3 protein-coding genes are annotated in these 18,242 nt (G+C 73.8%); all 3 read left to right on the top strand.

What is annotated here, in order from left to right:
* Nucleotides 1-2,548, top strand: a 2,548-nt coding sequence (locus ACFFIA_RS37845) for a type I polyketide synthase (protein ID WP_377260921.1), incomplete at its 5' end; no start/stop codon positions are given.
* Complete coding sequence (locus ACFFIA_RS37840; protein WP_377260919.1) at nucleotides 2,545-7,530, top strand: type I polyketide synthase; 4,986 nt, start codon at nucleotides 2,545-2,547, stop codon at nucleotides 7,528-7,530. The genes ACFFIA_RS37845 and ACFFIA_RS37840, both read left to right, overlap by 4 nt.
* A complete protein-coding gene (locus ACFFIA_RS37835) occupies nucleotides 7,523-18,214 on the top strand; it encodes a type I polyketide synthase (RefSeq protein WP_377260917.1) in 10,692 nt (3,563 codons plus the stop codon). Before ACFFIA_RS37840 ends, ACFFIA_RS37835 begins: the two co-directional genes overlap by 8 nt.
* Nucleotides 18,215-18,242 lie beyond the last annotated feature (28 nt).

The following is an 18,242-nucleotide window of genomic DNA, read 5'->3' as shown; positions in this document are numbered from 1 at the left end:
CCACACCGTCCTGGGCCAAACCCTGCTACCCGGTACCGGCTACGTCGAACTCGCCACCCGCACCGGCCACGAGATCGGCTACCCACACCTGGCCGAACTCACCCTTCACGCCCCACTCACCCTGCCACCACACGGCTCCGCGACCCTCCAGGTCGCCGTCACCAATCCGGACAATAACGGCGGCCGCACTGTCACCATCCACTCCCGTGACGCCCACGCCCACTCCGACGCCCCCTGGATCCACCACGCCACCGGGACCCTGACCGCCGCGAACGGCGCCACCGCCGTCGGCCTGACCGCGTGGCCCCCTGACGACGCCACCGCCTACGACCTCACCTCGGCCTACCCCAACCTCGCCGCCCAGGGCTACCAGTACGGCCCGGCTTTCCAGAACCTCCGCCGCGCCTGGCACCATCGCGGCGACCTCTACGCCGAGGTAGCCCTCGCCGAGACCGCCGTCGACGCCACCACCTACGGACTGCATCCAGCCCTCCTCGACGCCGCGTTACACGTCCAGCTTCTGGACCGGGCGGGCGGCGAGGCGGACGGGCCACCACCGCTCCCGTTCATCTGGAGCGGGGTGACGATCCACGCGGCCGGCGCCCAGACGATCCGGGTACGGATCTCGCCTGCCGGCCCCGACGCGGTGTCGGTGACCATCGCCGACCCGAGCGGCGCCCCGGTCGCGTCGATCGACTCCCTGGTTGTCCGTCCGGCGACCGGATTGGCGGGCGGCGCGAGCGACTCGCTGTTCCGGCTCGGCTGGGAAGCGGTGCCCCGGCCGGCGCCCGACGGCTCCGCGCCGGACGCCACCGTGCTTACCGTGCCCTCCACGCGGGGCCTGGACCTCCCCGCCGAGGTGCACGCCACCGCCGCGAGCGTGCTGGCATCGGTACGCGAAAGCCTGGACACGGCCGGCTCCGATGCCCGCCTCGCGGTGGTCACCACCGGCGCGGTCGCCGCGGCCGAGGGCGACCCGATCGACCCCGTCGCCGCCGCCGTCTGGAGCCTGGTCCGTGCCGCGCAAGCCGAGCACCCCGGCCGGTTCGTGCTCGTCGACGGGGATGACCCGGCCGGTAGCCTGTCGGCTGCGGACCTGGGCGCGGTTCTGGTGACGGAGCGGGCCGAGATCGCCGTGCGCGGCGACGCGTTCCTCGCCCCACACCTGTCCAGAGTGGCCGGACCCGCGGCGGATACCCGGCTCGGCTGGGATCCGGATCGCACCGTCCTGATCACGGGCGGCACCGGTGGGCTCGGCGCGGTGCTGGCCCGCCACCTGGTGACGGCGCACGGGATGCGCCGGCTGCTGCTCACCAGCCGACGTGGCCCGGACGCGGCAGGTGCGCGAGGGCTGCGCGACGAGCTGGCCGCACTGGGCGCCGACGTCACCATCGCGCGGTGCGACGTGGCCGTCCGGGGCGAGGTCGCGGCGCTGCTCGCGGGGATCGACGAACGGCATCCCCTCGTCGCCGTCGTGCACGCGGCCGGCGTGGTCGACAACGGTGTGATCGCGTCGATGACCGCAGACCGGCTCGCGGCCGTGCTGCGGCCCAAAGTGGACGGTGCCTGGCACCTGCACGAGCTGACCCAGGGACCGGACCTGGCGGCGTTCGTCCTGTTCTCCTCGGCCGCCGGAGTACTGCTCGGCGCCGGGCAGGCCAACTACGCCGCGGCCAACGGTTTCCTCGACGCACTGGCACTGCACCGGCGCGCCAGCGGGCGACCGTCCGTGTCGCTGGCCTGGGGCGCGTGGACCGGTGCGGGGGGCGGCATGGCCGCCGAGCTGGACGAGGCTGGGCTGCGCCGGCTGCACAGGCTCGGTATGCCGCCGCTGTCGCACGCCGAAGGGCTGGCGCTGTTTGACGCCGCGCTCGCCAGCGGGGACCCCGTGCTCATACCGATGAAGGTCGACCTATCGGCGCTGCGTAGGCTCGGTGGGGAGGTCCCAGCGATGCTGCGCGCCCTCGCCGGGGCCGGCTCGGGCACCGGCCCAAGCGGTCGGCGACCCTCGTCAGGCTCGGACGGTAGCCTGCCGCGACGGCTCGCCGCCACACCGGCGGCCGAGCGCGACGACTTCCTGCTCGGCGTGGTCTGCGCGCGGGTCGCGGCCGTGCTCGGGCACGCTTCGGCGGACGCGGTCCCGCCCGCCAGAGCGTTTCAGGAGCTGGGCTTCGACTCGCTGGCCGCCATCGAGCTTCGCAACCAACTTGGCGCGCTGGCCGGGCAGAGCCTGCCGGCCACCGTGGTGTTCGACCACCCGACGCCGGCGGCGCTCGCCCGATACCTCATGCGGCTGCTCGATCCAGGCCCAGCCGACCCGACGTTGCCGGTACTGGCTGAGCTGGACCGGCTGGAGGCGGCACTGTCCACCCTGGACCCGGCCGGAGCCGGGCAGGCGAAGGTGGCCGCGCGGCTCAACGCGTTGCTGCGGCGGTGGCAGGACGGCGGTGCGGCGGACCGGCCGGACGAGATGGCCGGCCACCGGCTCAGGGAAGCCGACGACGACGAACTGTTCCACATCCTCGACCACCAGTTGGGGATCTCGTGAGCGAGCGGGCGATGGCGACTGAGGACAAGCTCCGCGACTACCTCAAGCGGACAGCGGCCGACCTGCAGACGGCGCTCCGGCGGCTGCGGGAGGTCGAGGCGCGGGACGGCGAGCCGATCGCGATCGTCGGGATGGGTTGCCGGTTTCCGGGCGGCGTGCTGTCGCCGGAAGACCTGTGGGAGCTCGTGGCGGCCGGCCGCGACGCGATCGGGGAGTTCCCCGCCGACCGTGGGTGGGACATCGACGGGCTGTACCACCCCGAACCGGGACAGCCGGACAAGACCTACGTGCGCACCGGCGGATTCCTCTACTCCGCCGCCGGATTCGACGCCGACTTCTTCGGGATCAGCCCACGCGAGGCCCGACGCGCCGACCCACAGCAGCGGATCCTGCTGGAGACCGCCTGGGAGGCCATCGAACGGGCGGGCATCGACCCGCACAGCCTCCACGGGAGCCCCACCGGCGTCTTCGCCGGCCTGATGTACCACGACTACATCCAAGGCAGTCCGGGGGGCAGCCTCGTCTCCGGCCAGGTCGCGTACAGCCTCGGATTGCAGGGCCCGGCGGTAACCCTCGACACCGCCTGCTCCTCGTCCCTGGTGGCGATCCATTTGGCGAGCCAGGCGCTGCGGCGTGGTGACGCGACACTGGCGCTGGCCGGGGGCGTGACCGTGATGGGCACGCCGGAGATGTTCGTAGACTTCAGCCGGCAACGCGGCCTGGCTCCCGACGGCCGCTGCAAGGCGTTCTCGGCCGACGCCGACGGCACCTCGTGGGCCGAAGGTGTCGGCGTCCTGGTGCTGGAGCGGCTGTCCGACGCGCAGCGCGCCGGGCACCGGGTTCTGGCGGTCCTGCGCGGTTCGGCGGTCAACCAGGACGGCGCGAGCAACGGCTTCACCGCGCCCAACGGGGCGTCTCAGGTGCGGGTCATCGAACGGGCACTCGCCGACGCCGGCCTCACATCGTCCGATGTGGACGCTGTGGACGCGCACGGCACCGGCACCACCCTCGGCGACCCGATCGAGGCGCAGTCGCTCCTGGCCACCTACGGACAGGGCCGGCCCGCCGGCCGCCCGTTGTGGCTGGGCTCCGTCAAGTCCAACCTCGGGCACCCGCAGGCGGCCGCCGGGGTCGCCGGGGTCATCAAGATGGTGCAGGCGCTGCGCCACGGCGTGCTGCCGAAGACGCTGCACGTATCCCAGCCTTCGTCGCACGTGGACTGGTCGGCGGGCGCTGTGGAGCTGCTGACCGAGGCGCGGCAGTGGCCGACGTACGGGCGCCCGCGACGGGCGGCCGTCTCCTCGTTCGGGATCAGCGGTACCAACGCGCACCTCATCATCGAGGAAGCCCCCGCGGCCGCCAGCGGGCCGGCGGAGCCGGCGGTGCGGGCAGCGGCGGTGGACGCGCCGGTCGTGACGCCGCTGGTGCTGTCCGCCCGGACGCCGGCGGCACTGGCCGCGGCGGCCGCCCGCCTCGACGCCCGGCTCCGGGCCGACCCGGACGGGTCACACCGGGACCTCGGGTTCTCCCTGGTGACCAGCCGGTCGACCTTCGAGCACCGCGCCGTGGTCGTCGGCCGCGACCGCGCGGAACTGCTCGCGGGCTTGCGTGGCCTGGCGACCGGTGCGCCATCGGCCCGGGTCGTCACCGGCCAGGCCGACGTTCGGGGGCGGACCGTCTTCGTGTTCCCCGGCCAGGGCTCGCAGTGGGCTGGCATGGCCACCGGCCTGCTCGCCGAGTCAGCGGTGTTCGCGGCCCGGGTCGCCGACTGCGAACGCGCGCTGGCGCCGTTCACGGACTGGTCGGTCACCTCGGTGCTGCGCGGTGAACCGGGCGCGCCGCCGGCCGAGCGGGTCGACGTGGTCCAGCCCACGTTGTGGACCGTGATGGTCTCGCTCGCCGCGCTCTGGCGCGCCCACGGAATCGAACCCGCGGCGGTCATCGGTCATTCGCAAGGTGAGATCGCTGCGGCATGCGTCGCCGGTGCCCTCTCGCTGGAGGACGGCGCCCGCGTGGTCGCGTTGCGCAGCAAGGCGATCGGCGAGCTGCTGGCCGGTCGGGGCGGCATGCTGTCGGCCGGCCTGGCCCCCGACGCGGTGCGGGCCCGGCTGGAACGCTGGCCAGGCCGGATCTGGGTCGCGGCCGAGAACGGCGCCCGGTCGGTGGTGCTGTCCGGCGACAGCGCGGCACTCGACGAGATTCAGGCCGAGCTGACCGCCGACGGGGTACCGCGGGTCAAGCGGGTACCGGTCGACTATGCCTCGCACTCGGCCCACGTCGAGGAACTCCGGGAGCGCATCCTGGCGGACCTGGCTCCCGTCACCCCGAGGGAGGTGACGGTTCCGATGATGTCCACCGTCACCGGCGACTGGGTCGACGGCACCGATTTGGATCCTGGCTACTGGTTTGCCAACCTGCGGCGGACCGTGCGGTTCGAGCCGGTCGTGCGGGCGCTGGCCGAGCGTGGGCACGCCGCGTTCGTGGAGGTCAGCCCGCACCCGGTGGTGGTGATGAGCATCCAGGAGACGCTCGACGAGCTCGACCACAACGCCGTGGTGACCGGTACGCTGCGGCGCGGTGAAGGCGGGCTGGAACGGCTGATCACGTCGATGGCCGGGCTGCACACCCGCGGGGTGGCGCCGGACTGGTCGACGTTCTTCCCAGACGGCCGGCTGGTGGACCTGCCCACGTACCCGTTCCAGCACCGCCGCTTCTGGTCGGAGCCGGCGTCGCCACCCGTGCCGGCGCCGGCCGGCGAGCCGGTGGATCGGGAGTTCTGGCATGACGTCGAGAGCGGCGACGTGGAGGCGCTGCGGGCCCGACTCCGGCTCGAGGCCGGCGCGGACAGTCTCGACTCGCTGCTGCCCGCCTTGTCCGCCTGGCACCGCGACCAGGTCACGTCCTCCACCGTGGACTCTTGGCGGTACCGGGTGGTGTGGCGGCCGATGGCCGACCCGACGGCCGGTGGGCCGGCCGGGACCTGGCTGCTCGCCGTCCCCGCCGGTGTACCGATGGCCGGGGCGGTCGCGGACGGCCTGGCCTGTTCCGGAGCCGACCTGGTGCGGCTGGACCTGCCCGACGTCCCGGAGGGCAGCGCGGTTCCCGACGCCGGTCGACGCGGCGCTCTCGCCGTGCGGATCCGCCAGGCGTTGGACGGCCGTGAGCCGGCGGGCGTGCTGTCGCTGGCGGCGTTCGACGACCGGCCGCCCGCCGGCGGGCACGGGCTCTCCCGCGGCATGGAAGGCACCATCACCCTGTTCCAGGCATTGCGGGACGCCGGCGTCGCCGCGCCCCTGTGGTGCGTGACAACCGGTGCGGTCGCGGTCGACCCCACCGAGGACGTCGATCCGGCCGCGGCCGCGCTGTGGGGCCTCGGTACGGTGCTGGCGCTCGACCACCCGGACCGGTGGGGCGGCATGCTCGACCTGGCCGGTGCGGTGGACCAGCCGGCGCTTGGCCGGCTGGGCGCGGCACTGTCCGGATTGGACGACGAGGATCAGCTCGCGATCCGGCCGGCCGGCGTCTTCGCCCGCCGCATGGTGCGCACGAGGCGCCGCGCGGGCACCGCCGCCGCCAATACCGCGACCCACACCGGCACTTCGGGGTGGCGACCGCGCGGCACCGTGCTGATCACCGGCGGCACCGGGGCGATCGGCGCGCAGGTGGCGCGCTGGCTGGCCCGGTCCGGTGCCGAGCACCTCGTGCTCACCAGCCGCCGCGGCCCGACCGCCCCGGCCGCCGCCGGCCTGGAAGCCGATCTCGTCGCGGCCGGCGCCAAGGTAACCGTCGTGGCCTGCGACGTGGCCGACGCCGCCGCGCTGGACCGGTTGCTGACCGCGCTGCCCGCCGAGCCGCCGCTGACCGCGGTCGTGCACGCCGCCGGTGTACTGCCCGACGAAGCGCCGTTGCTGGACACCACCCTCGCCGGGTTCGCCGACCACACGCGGGCCAAACTCGACGGCGCCGCCAACCTGGACCGGGCGCTCGGCGACCGCCCGCTGGACGCGTTCATCCTGTTCTCCTCCGGTGCCGCGGTCTGGGGGACCGCCGGTCGCCCGGCGTACGCCAGCGCCAACGCCTTCCTCGACGGCCTCGCCCAGCGCCGCCGCGCCCGCGGCCTGACCGCCACGTCGATCGCCTGGGGTTCGTGGGGCGGTGGCGGCATGGTCGACGCGGCGACCAGTGAGCGGCTGACCCGGCTCGGCCTGGCTGAGATAGACCCGGTACTGGCGATCGAGGCGCTGCGGCAGGCCCTGGAGCACGACGAGTCGCACCTGGTGGTCGCAGACATCGACTGGGCCCGGTTCACGCCGATCTACACCCTGGCCCGGCCCCGGCCGCTGCTGCGCGACCTGCCGGAGGCACGCGCCGCGCTCGACGCCGCCAGCGGCGGGCCGGTACCGGCGGCGGACCAGGCCGCCGGTACCTCGGATCTCGGCGCCCGGCTGGCCGCGATCAGCGCGCCGGAGCGGGCACGCACCCTGCTCGGTCTGGTGCTCGCGGAAGCGGCCACCGTGCTGGGCCATGACAGCCCGGCCGGCATCGAGCCTCGGCGCGCGTTCAAGGAACTCGGGGTCGACTCGGTGACCGCGGTGGATCTTCGTAACCGGCTCGCCGCCGCTACCGGTCTGCGGCTACCGGCCACCGCCGTGTTCGACTACGCCAACCCGAAGGCACTGGCCGACCACCTCTCCGCCGCCTTCGGTGGCCCCGACAGCGGCAACGAGCCGGGCACCGGCGGGGTGCTGGCTGAACTGGACCGGTTGGAAACGCTCGTCGCGGCGATGCCGCACGAGGAGATCGAGCGCACCGGGGTCACTGCCCGGTTGCAGGCGATGGTGGCGAAGCTGACCGGCGCGCTCAGCCCCGCTGATGGCCCCGGAATGGCGAGCCGGCTCGAAGGAGCGACGGTCGACCAGGTCTTGGACCTGCTCGACAGCGAGCTGTGGACCGAGGGAACTTGGAGAGGCTCCGATGGCTGACGACGAACGGGTCCTGGAGTACCTCAAGCGGGCCGCGGTCGAGCTGAACCAGACCCGGGCGCGGTTGCGCGAAGTCGAGGCCGCAGACCGGGAACCAGTCGCGATCGTGGCGATGAGCTGCCGCTACCCGGGCGGGGTCCGCTCGCCGGAAGACCTGTGGCGGCTGGTGGCCGACGGGATGGACGCGGTGGGGCCATTTCCGATCGACCGCGGCTGGGACAACGCCGCTCTCTACGACGCCGATCCGGACCGGCCGGGTACCAGCTATGTGCGTGCGGGCGGGTTCGTCCACGAGGCCGGCGAGTTCGACGCCGCCCTGTTCGGGATCTCGCCGCGTGAGGCGTTGACGATGGATCCCCAGCAGCGGATGGTGCTGGAGCTGACATGGGAGGCGTTCGAGCGGGCCGGCATCGCGCCGCTGTCGCTGCGTGAGGCGCCGATCGGGGTGTATGTCGGCAGCGGCAGCCAGGACTACTACGAGGATCTCGCCCCTGGCGCCACCGACGGTGTCATCGACGACTACCTGAGCACCGGCAACGCGGCGTCGGTCATCTCCGGCCGGGTCGCGTACGCCTTCGGCCTCGAAGGCCCGGCGCTCACCGTGGACACGGCCTGCTCCTCGTCGCTGGTCGCGATCCACCTGGCCGTCCAGGCGCTGCGGCAGCGCGAATGCACGCTGGCACTGGCCGGCGGCGTCATGGTGATGTCGAGGCCCGGGCCGTTCGTCGCGTTCAGCCGGCAGCGCGGGCTCGCGCCCGACGGGCGCTGCAAGGCGTTCTCCGACGAAGCGGACGGCACCGGTTGGGCCGAGGGCGGCGGGATGCTGTTGCTGGAACGGCTCTCGGACGCGCGGCGCAACGGCCATCCGGTGCTGGCTCTGATCCGGGGCTCCGCGGTCAACTCCGACGGCGCCTCCAACGGCTTGACGGCTCCCAACGGCCCGTCCCAGCAACGGGTGATCCGCCAGGCGCTGGCCGATGCCCGGGTGCCGGCGGCCGAGGTCGACGCCGTCGAGGGGCACGGCACCGGGACCACGCTCGGCGACCCGATCGAGGCGCAGGCGCTGCTCGCGACGTACGGGCAGGATCGCCCGGACGAGCGGCCGCTGTGGTTGGGCTCGATCAAGTCAAACATCGGGCATGCCCAGGCGGCGGCCGGCGTGAGCGGCGTCATCAAGGTGGTGTCGGCCATGCGGCACGGGGTGTTGCCGAAGACCCTGCGCGCCTCGACACCGTCCTCCCGCGTCGACTGGACGGCCGGCCAGGTGCGCCTGCTGGCGGAGGCCCGGGACTGGCCGAGCACCGGCCATCCGCGCCGCGCCGGCGTCTCCTCCTTCGGGGTCAGTGGCACCAACGCGCACCTGATCCTGGAGTCGGCGGAGGCGGTCGAGGCCGAGGCCGAGGACCGAGCCCCGGAAATGCCCGCCGAACCGGCCACGCGGACCTGGCCGGCTGGCGCGCCGGTGCCGTGGCCGGTCTCCGGGCACGGCGCTAACGCGTTGCGGGCCCAGGCGGGTCAGCTGTTGGCGTACCTGCGCGAGCATCCCGATCACAGCGCGCTGGATGTCGGGTACACGCTGGCGACGTCTCGTTCGCCGTTGAGTCACCGCGGGGTGGTTCTGGCCGCCGACGGCGACGGTGGCATGCGTGGGTTGGCCGCGCTTGTCGACGGGGTGCCTGGTGTTGTTCAGGGCACCGCTGGTGGTGGTTTGACGGCGTTCTTGTTCGCCGGTCAGGGCGCGCAGCGGTTGGGTATGGGCTCAGGGTTGGTGGAGGCGTTCCCGGTCTTCGCGGAGGCGTTCGACGGCGTGTGTGTCGAGCTTGACCCGCATCTGGATCGCCCGTTGCGCGAAGTGATCGCCGACGGTTCCGGCGGGTCGTTGGATCAGACGGGTTGGGCGCAGCCGGCGTTGTTCGCGGTTGAGGTGGCGTTGTTCCGGTTGTTGGAGTCCTGGGGTGTGGTCCCTGACCTTCTGTTGGGCCATTCGGTTGGTGAGTTGGCGGCGGCTCACGTGGCGGGAGTCTGGTCGTTGCCGGACGCGTGTCGTTTGGTGGCGGCTCGGGCCAGGTTGATGCAGGCTCTGCCGTCCGGTGGTGTGATGGCCGCGGTCCAGGCGTCCGAGGCGGAAGTTCGTGGGCTGCTGAGTTCGGGTGTGGATGTCGCGGCGGTGAACAGCCCTGGGTCGGTGGTGGTCTCTGGTGACGAGGGGCTGGTTGCCGCGATTGAGGCTCATTTCGTGGGCTTGGGTCGGCGGGTGAAGCGGTTGCCGGTTTCGCATGCGTTTCATTCGGTGCGGATGGAGCCGATGCTGGTCGAGTTCGCCCGGGTGGCCGAGTCGTTGTCCTATGCCGCACCGACGTTGTCGGTGGTGTCGAATCTGACTGGTCGGGTTGCCGCGCCTGAGGTGTTGTGTGACCCGGGGTATTGGGTGCGTCAGGTGCGTGAGGCGGTCCGGTTCGCCGACGGGGTGGCTACTCTCGCTGGGCTGGGCGTGACCCGGTTCGTGGAGCTGGGTCCGGATGCCACGTTGACTGCTTTGGCGGGGGAGTGCCTGGATCGGGACGCTGTTCTGGTGCCGGTGTTGCGCAAGGACCGGCCCGAGCCGCATTCCGCTGTGACGGCTCTGGCCCGGCTGCATGTGCATGGCGCATCAGTCGACTGGTCGGCTGTGTACGCGGGCTGCGGCGGCCGGCGGGTACAACTGCCGACGTACGCCTTCCAGCGCGAGCGGTACTGGCTGGCCGCGCGTGGCCGGGGCGACCTCGCGGGCGGGCTGGCCGATGCCGGCCTGAACCCGGCCGGGCATCCGCTGCTCGGTGCGGCCGTCACACTCGCCGGCACCGGCGGATCCGTCCTGGCCGGCCGGCTGTCCGTCGCGCGGCAACCCTGGCTCGCAGACCACGTGGTCGGCGGTGCCGTGACATTGCCCGGCACCGCGCTGCTCGAAATGGTGCTGCGCGCGGGCGAATCGTTCGGCTGCGGGCGGGTGGCGGAGCTGACCCTGAACAGCCCGCTCGTGGTGCCGGCCGACACCGGGGTCCAGATCCAGGTCACGGTCGATCCCAACGGCCAGGCCGGCGCCTGCACCGTCGCCGTGCACTCCCGCGCCGTCGCGGAGGAACCGGCGGACGGGGACGCCTCGGTGGAGCCGCACTGGATCCGGCACGCCACCGCGACGCTGGTGACCGCCACCGGTCAGCCCGGCACCGACCTGACCGAATGGCCGCCGGCCGGTGCCGAACCCGTCGAGCTGGCCACGCTCTACGACGACTTCGCCGCCTCGGGCCTGGAGTACGGGCCAGCCTTCCGGGCGCTGCACGCGGTGTGGCGCCGCGACGACGAGGTCTTCGCCGAGGTACGGCTGGACGTGCCGGCGCGGTCCGATGCGGACGATTACCGGCTGCACCCGATCGCCCTCGACGCCGCCACACACGCCCTGCGGCTGGCCGGGCCGGCCGGCGGTGCGGGCCGGGTTCCGTTCTCCTGGTCCGGCGTCGAGGTGCACGCGAACGGCGCTGCCGACCTCCGGGTCCGGTTCACTCCCGCCGGTACCGACGGCTTCACCGTGGCGGTCGCCGACGCCGGCGGCGCCCCGGTCGCGACGCTCGACGCGATGACGTTCCGCCCGGTGTCCCAGCCACAGTCGATCCGCGACCCGTTGTACCGCGTGGAATGGCGGCCGGCGGTATTCGCCGCGACCGCCGCGACCGCTGTCCCGGTGCGATTCGAGATGGTCGACCTCACGCCGTACTCCGGCACCGACGGCGACTCGGTCCGGGCCGCGACCGGACGCGCTCTCGCGGCGTCGCAGGACTGGCTGGCCGAGCCACGGTCCTCGGACTCGGTGCTGGTCCTGACCACCCGCGGCGCGGTCGCGGTCGGCACCGAAAACGTCACCGACCTCGCGGGTACGGCCGTGTGGGGCCTGATCCGGTCGGCGCAGGCCGAGCATCCGGGCCGGTTCGTGCTGGTCGACGCCGACGAGGGAACGGACGTACGGGCGCTGCTGCCCGCCCTGCTCGCGTCGGGCGAGCCGCAGGGCGCGCTACGCGACGGGTCATGGCACGTGGCGCGGCTCGTGCGCGCCTTGCCCACCGGCCACGTCCACCAGCCCACCGACCCGGACCCGGTCGGCGGCATCGACCCCGAGGGCACGGTGCTGGTCACCGGCGGCTCGGGCGCACTCGGCGGAATCGTCGCCCGGCACCTGGTCACCGCCCACGGCGCGCGGCACCTGCTGCTGCTCAGCCGGCGCGGCCCCGAAGACAGCGGCGACCTGGTGAAGGAGCTTACCTCGGCCGGTGCCCAGGTCACCGCGATCGCCTGCGACGTCGCCGACCGGACCGCGCTGGCCGCCGCGCTCGCGTCGATCCCCACCGCGCACCCGTTGACCGCGGTGGTACACGCCGCCGGCGTACTCGACGACGGGGTCCTCACCTCGTTGACACCTGACCGCGTGGACGCGGTGCTCCGCCCGAAGGTCGACGGGGCGTCGCACCTGCACGACCTGGCCGGCGATGTCGGCACGTTCGTGCTGTTCTCCTCGGTCTCGGGCGTGCTGGGCGCGCCGGGCCAGGCCAACTACGCGGCGGGGAACGCGTTCCTCGACGGGCTCGCGGCACATCGTCGGGCGCAGGGCCGGCACGCGCTCGCGCTCGCGTGGGGCCTGTGGGAGCATGCCGGCGGCATGGGCGTCTCCGTCGAGGCGTCCCGGCTCGCCGGCCGAGGCGCCCTCCGGCGACTGTCCACATCGGATGCCCTTGGCCTGTTCGACGACGCCTTACGGTCGTCCGACGCCGCCGTCGTACCGGTCCGGCTGGACCTCGCGGCGCTGCGGGCGGCCGACGCCGACCTGCCCCGGCTGTTGTACGGGCTGGCCGGCCGCGACGCCCGCCGGGCACCTGACCGGGCCAGGCGCGCCGCGCCGGCCGGCGGGCTCGCCGACCTGCCCGAGGCCGAGCGTGCCGCGGCCGCGCTGGAGCTGGTGCGGGGCCACGCCGCCACCGTCCTGGGCTATGACTCGGGGGCCCGGATCGAACCGACCGCGCAGTTCCAACAGTTGGGTTTCGACTCACTCACCGCGATCGAGCTGCGCAACGGGCTGACCGCCGCGACCGGGCTGAGCCTGCCGGCGACCCTGATCTTCGACTACCCGACCGCCGCCACGCTCTCGAACCACCTGGTGTCCGAGCTGGCTGGAACGGCGGCCGCCGGGCCGGCACCGGCGGCGGGTGGCCCGGTGCGGCGTGACCACGACGAGCCGGTCGCGATCGTCGGTATGGCCTGCCGCCTGCCGGGCGGGGTCCGCTCGCCGGCCGACCTGTGGCAGCTGGTGTCCGAGGGCACCGACGCGATCGGCGAGTTCCCGGCCGACCGTGGCTGGGACGTGGCCGGCCTGTACGACCCGAACATGCGCCGCCCCGCCACCAGTTACGTGCGCCACGGCGGGTTCCTGTACGACGCTGGTGACTTCGACCCCGGGTTCTTCGGCGTGTCGCCGAAGGACGCTCCATCGATCGACCCGCAGCAGCGCCTGCTGCTTGAGGTGGCGTGGGAGGCGCTGGAACGGGCCGGCATCGACCCGACATCGTTGCGGGGCAGCCAGACCGGGGTGTACGCCGGGGTGCAGTTCCACGATTACGTCGGCAGCAACAGCACCGGATCGATCGTCACCGGCCGGGTCGCCTACGCCCTCGGGTTGGAAGGGCCGGCGGTCAGTGTCGACACGGCGTGCTCCTCCTCGCTGGTCGCCATGCACTGGGCGGCGCAGGCGCTGCGCCAGGGCGAATGCTCGCTCGCGCTGGCCGGCGGCGTGGCGGTGATGGCGACCCCGGAGACCTTCGTGGAGTTCAGCCGGCAGGGCGGCCTCGCCCCGGACGGGCGGTGCAAGGCGTTCTCGGCCGACGCCGACGGCACCGCGTGGTCCGAAGGCGTCGGCGTGCTCGTCCTGGAGCGGCTGTCCGACGCCCGGCGGCTGGGCCACCGGATCCTGGCGGTGGTGCGCGGCAGCGCGATCAACTCGGACGGCATCTCCAACGGGCTGACCGCGCCCAACGGCCCGTCCCAGCAGCGGGTGATCCGCCAGGCGCTGGCCAGCGCCGGACTGGCCGCGAGCGATGTCGACGCGGTCGAGGCGCACGGCACCGGTACCCGGCTGGGCGACCCGATCGAGGCTCAGGCGTTGCTCGCCACCTACGGGAAGGCGCTTCCCCCCGACCGTCCGCTGTGGATCGGCTCGGTCAAGTCGAACATCGGGCACACCCAGGCGGCGGCCGGTGTCGCCGGCGTCATCAAGATGGTGCAGGCGCTGCACCACGACGAGCTGCCGATGACCCTCCACGTCAAAGAGCCCTCGCCCGAGGTGGACTGGTCGGCGGGCAACGTGCGGCTGCTCACCCACGCCGTGCCGTGGACGCCGAACGGGCACCCGCGCCGGGCCGGGATCTCCTCCTTCGGGGTCAGCGGCACCAACGCTCACGTGATCATCGAGGAACCGCCGGTGCCAGCGGCGCGGCCGGCGCCGGCGCGGGAGACAGGACCGGTCGCCGTGCCGTGGCCACTGTCCGGCCGGGGACCCGCCGCGCTGCGCGCCCAGGCCGAACAGTTGCTGGCGTTCCTGGACGACGACCGCGATCGCGACCTGGTCGGGATCGGGGCTGCGCTGGCGACGGCGCGGGCCGCGTTCGAGCACCGTGCCGTGGTCATCGGCGCCCGTCGTCCTGAGTTTCTGCGCGGGTTGATGGCGGTGGCCGACGGCGAGGCCACGCCGGGCCTGGTGTCCGGGGTCGCGTCGGCTGGGCGTACGGCGTTCCTGTTCACCGGCCAGGGCTCGCAGCGTCTCGGCATGGGTGTCGCACTGGCTGACACGTTCGCGGTGTACGCGCGGGCGTTCGACGCGGTCTGCGCGGAGTTGGACCGGCATCTGGATCGCCCGCTGCGGGAGGTGATCGCCGGCGGTGACGCGGCGGCGCTGGATCGGACGGGGTACGCGCAGCCGGCGCTGTTCGCCGTCGAGGTGGCACTGTTCCGCCTCGCCGAATCATGGGGCGTCGTGCCGGACGTCCTGCTGGGGCATTCCATCGGTGAGCTGGCCGCCGCGTACGCCGCCGGGGTGTGGTCCCTGGAAGACGCGTGCACGCTGGTCGCCGCCCGGGCCCGGCTGATGCAGGCACTTCCCGCGGGCGGGGTGATGGTGGCGGTCGAGGCCAGCGAGGACGAGGTGCGCCCGCTGCTGACGCTCGGTGCCGACATCGCCGCGGTCAACGGAGCGTCATCGGTGGTCGTCTCCGGCGACGAGGAGGCGGTCGAGGACGTCGTTGCCCACCTCGCCGGGCTTGGTCGCCGGATCCGGCGGCTGGCCGTGTCGCACGCGTTCCACTCGCCGCGGATGGAGCCGATGCTCGCCGAGTTCCGCGCCGTGGCCGAGGGCCTGACCTACGCCGAGCCGCGCATACCGGTGGTGTCGAACCTGACCGGCCAACTCGCCACCGCCGACCAACTGTGCGACCCCGGGTACTGGGCGCGGCACGTCCGCGACGCGGTCCGCTTCGCCGATGGTGTGGCCACCCTCGCCCGCAGCGGCGTGACCCGCTATGTCGAGCTGGGGCCGGACGCCACCCTGACCGCCATGGCCATGCGGGTTCTCAGCGACCGCGATACGGGCGCCGACCTGGTCGCGTGGCTGCGCAAGGACCAGCCCGAGCCCGAGACCGCGCTGGCCGCTGTCGCGCGACTGCACACCAGCGGGGCATCGGTGGATTGGGGCGCGGTCTACGCCGGCCTCGGGGTGGACGTCTCGGCCGCTGCCGTGCCAGCCGCCGACCTGCCGACGTATCCGTTCCAACGGCAGCGTTTCTGGCTGGCGGCGACCGGATCGGGCGCGCCGGGCGTCGAGGAGCATCCACTGCTCGGCTGCGCCGTCGAGCTCGCCGACGCCGACGGCACGCTGTTCACCAGCAGGGTGTCGGTCGGTACCCATCCGTGGCTCGCCGACCATGTGGTCGGCCGGTCGGTGTTGTTTCCCGGCACCGGTCTTGTCGAGATGGCACTGCGCGCGGGCGACGAGGTCGGCTGCCCGCGGATCGACGAGCTGACCCTTGAGGTCCCGCTGGTGCTACCCGAGCGGGCAGGCGTGCGGCTGCAGTGCGCGGTCGGCGCGCCGGACGGGACCGGGGCGCGGCGTTTCACCATCCACTCGCGAAACGACGGTGCCGCGCCCGGACAGGTGTGGACCCGCCACGCCACCGGCGTGCTCGGCCCCGGCGACGGCCGGCCACCGATGTTCGAACTGGCCGAGTGGCCGCCCGCCGGCGCCAAACCTGTGTCGCTGGAAGGGATGTATCCCGACCTCGCGGCGCGCGGACTGACCTACGGCCCGGCCTTCCGCGGGCTGCGGGCGGCGTGGCAGCGGGGCACCGACGTGTACGCCGAGGTGCGGGTCGACCCGGCCACGCAGTCCGATGTGGACCGGTTCGGGGTGCATCCGGCCCTGCTCGACGCCGCGTTGCACGCGATCGGGCTGACCGGCGCGGTGGGTGAGGAGCCGGCGCTGCCGTTCTCGTGGGAGAAGGTGGAGCTGCACGCGGTCGGCGCGACAAACCTGCGGGTGCGCGTGCGGCCAGCCGGCGCCGGCACCGCCGCACTCGACATCGCCGATGCCAGCGGCCAACCGGTCGCCTCGATCGGTGCGCTGGTGCTGCGGCCGATGTCGGCGGTGAGCGCCCCGGCGGCCGGTGACGGCGGTGCCGAGGCGGGCGCCGCCGACTCGCTGCTGCGCCTGGACTGGCCCGAGTCGGCCGCCACCACAGTGGACACGAGTGTGCTGGCCCGGTGGCGGATCTGGGGTCCGGACCCGTGGGGACTCGCCGGCTGCCTCGGCTCCCGGCCGGTGGCAGACCTTGACGCCGCGGCCGGCGCCGGCACGGTGTTGGTGTGCGCGGGCGGTTCGGCCCGGCAGGGCGCCGGCGCGGTCCACGAGGAGACCCGCTGGGCCCTCGCCACGCTGCGCTCCTGGCTGGCCGACCAGCGGTTCGCCGGCGCGAGACTTGTCGTGGTGACCCGAGGCGCGGCGGCCTGCGATGCGGAAGACCCTGACCTGGCGGGGGCGGCCGTCGCTGGGCTGGTGCGCTCGGCACAGGCCGAGCACCCGGAGGGGATCGTACTGGTCGACCTCGACCCGGCCGCCGATACCATCGGCGCCGCGGACCTGCTCGCGGCGGTGACCGCCGCCGTGGCGGGCGAGCCGCAGGTGGCGCTGCGGTCCGGGACCATCCGGGTACCCCGGCTGACGCCGGTACCGTCCACTGTCGACCAGCCGGCCGTGGACGTGTCGGGGGCATGGAGCACCACCGGCACGGTGCTGGTCACCGGCGGGACGGGCGGGCTCGGCCGGATCGTCGCCCGGCACCTGGTGACCGCGCATGGTGTGCGGCACCTGCTGTTGGCCAGCCGTCGCGGCCCGGACGCCCCGGGCGCGGCCGGCGTGCGGGCCGAACTGGAGGCGCTCGGCGCCACGGTGTCGGTCGTCGGCTGCGACCTGGCCGACCGGTCGGCGACAGCGGCCATGCTCGACGCGGTCCCGGACGACCGTCCCCTGCGCGGCATCGTGCACGCCGCGGGCGTGCTGGATGACGGCGTCGTCACCTCGCTGACGGCGGAGCGGATCGGCGCGGTGCTCCGGCCGAAGGTGGACGCCGCGCTCAACCTGCACGAGCTGACCCGCGACCGTGACCTGGACGCCTTCGTGCTGTTCTCCTCGGCCGCCGGCGTGCTCGGCAGCCCCGGGCAGGGCGGCTACGCGGCGGCCAACGCCGTGCTGGACGCGCTGGCCGCGCACCGGCGCGCCTCGGGACTGGCCGCGCGGTCGCTGGCGTGGGGCCTGTGGGAGTCGGTCGGCGGCGCCGGCATGGCGACCGGCCTCAGCGCCGCCGACACCCGGCGGATCGCCGCGTCCGGCGTGGCCGCGCTGCCCGTCGAGGCCGGGCTGCGCCTGTTCGACGCGGCCACCCGGGGCGGTACCGGCGGCGTGGTGGGTGAGGCGTTGCTGGTACCCATGCGGCTGGACCTCGGCGGTCCGGCCGGACCGGACGGCGTGCCCTCGGTGTTCCGCGCCCTGGTCCGCACCGGCGTCACCCGGCGGACCGCCGAGCAGGCGCCCGCCGAGTCGGGCAGCCTCCGCGACCGGCTGTCCGGCATGCCGGCGCACAAGCGGGTTCAGGCACTGCTCGACCTGGTTCGCACGCACGCGGCCGGCGTGCTCGGGCATCCGGGACCGGACGAGGTGATGCCCGACCGGGCCTTCAACGAAATGGGGTTCGACTCGCTGTCCGCGATGGGCCTGCGTAACAAGCTGGTGTTGGTCACCGGGCTGAAGCTGCCCGCGAGCCTCATCTTCGACCACCCGACCCCGAGGGCCGTCGCCGATCGCCTGGCCACCGAACTGGTGCCCGAGCAGGTCGGCGATGACGAGGCCCGCACCGAGGAGAGCGTCCGCGAACTGCTGGCGTCGATCCCGCTGTTCCGGCTGCGCGATGCCGGGCTGCTGGACAGCCTGCTCGAACTCGCCGGTGTCCAGGCGGTACACGACGACGCCGGCAGCGACCCGGACGGGAAACCGTCGATCGACGCGATGGACAGCGAGGCGTTGATCAACATGGCAATTCACCGGAGCGCGGATTTCGACTGAGTCGCCGCCCCGCAACCGCCGTCCGCGC

The organism is Phytohabitans kaempferiae (assembly GCF_042433955.1).
In the GTDB taxonomy this organism is placed as follows: domain Bacteria; phylum Actinomycetota; class Actinomycetes; order Mycobacteriales; family Micromonosporaceae; genus Phytohabitans; species Phytohabitans kaempferiae.
This window is presented reverse-complemented; position numbering and strand designations above follow the sequence as displayed.

What these genes read in the sequence shown, in the direction of transcription:
- ACFFIA_RS37835 (WP_377260917.1), top strand. Translation starts at nt 7,523, where the DNA reads ATGGCTGACGACGAACGGGTCCTGGAGTACCTCAAGCGGGCCGCGGTC.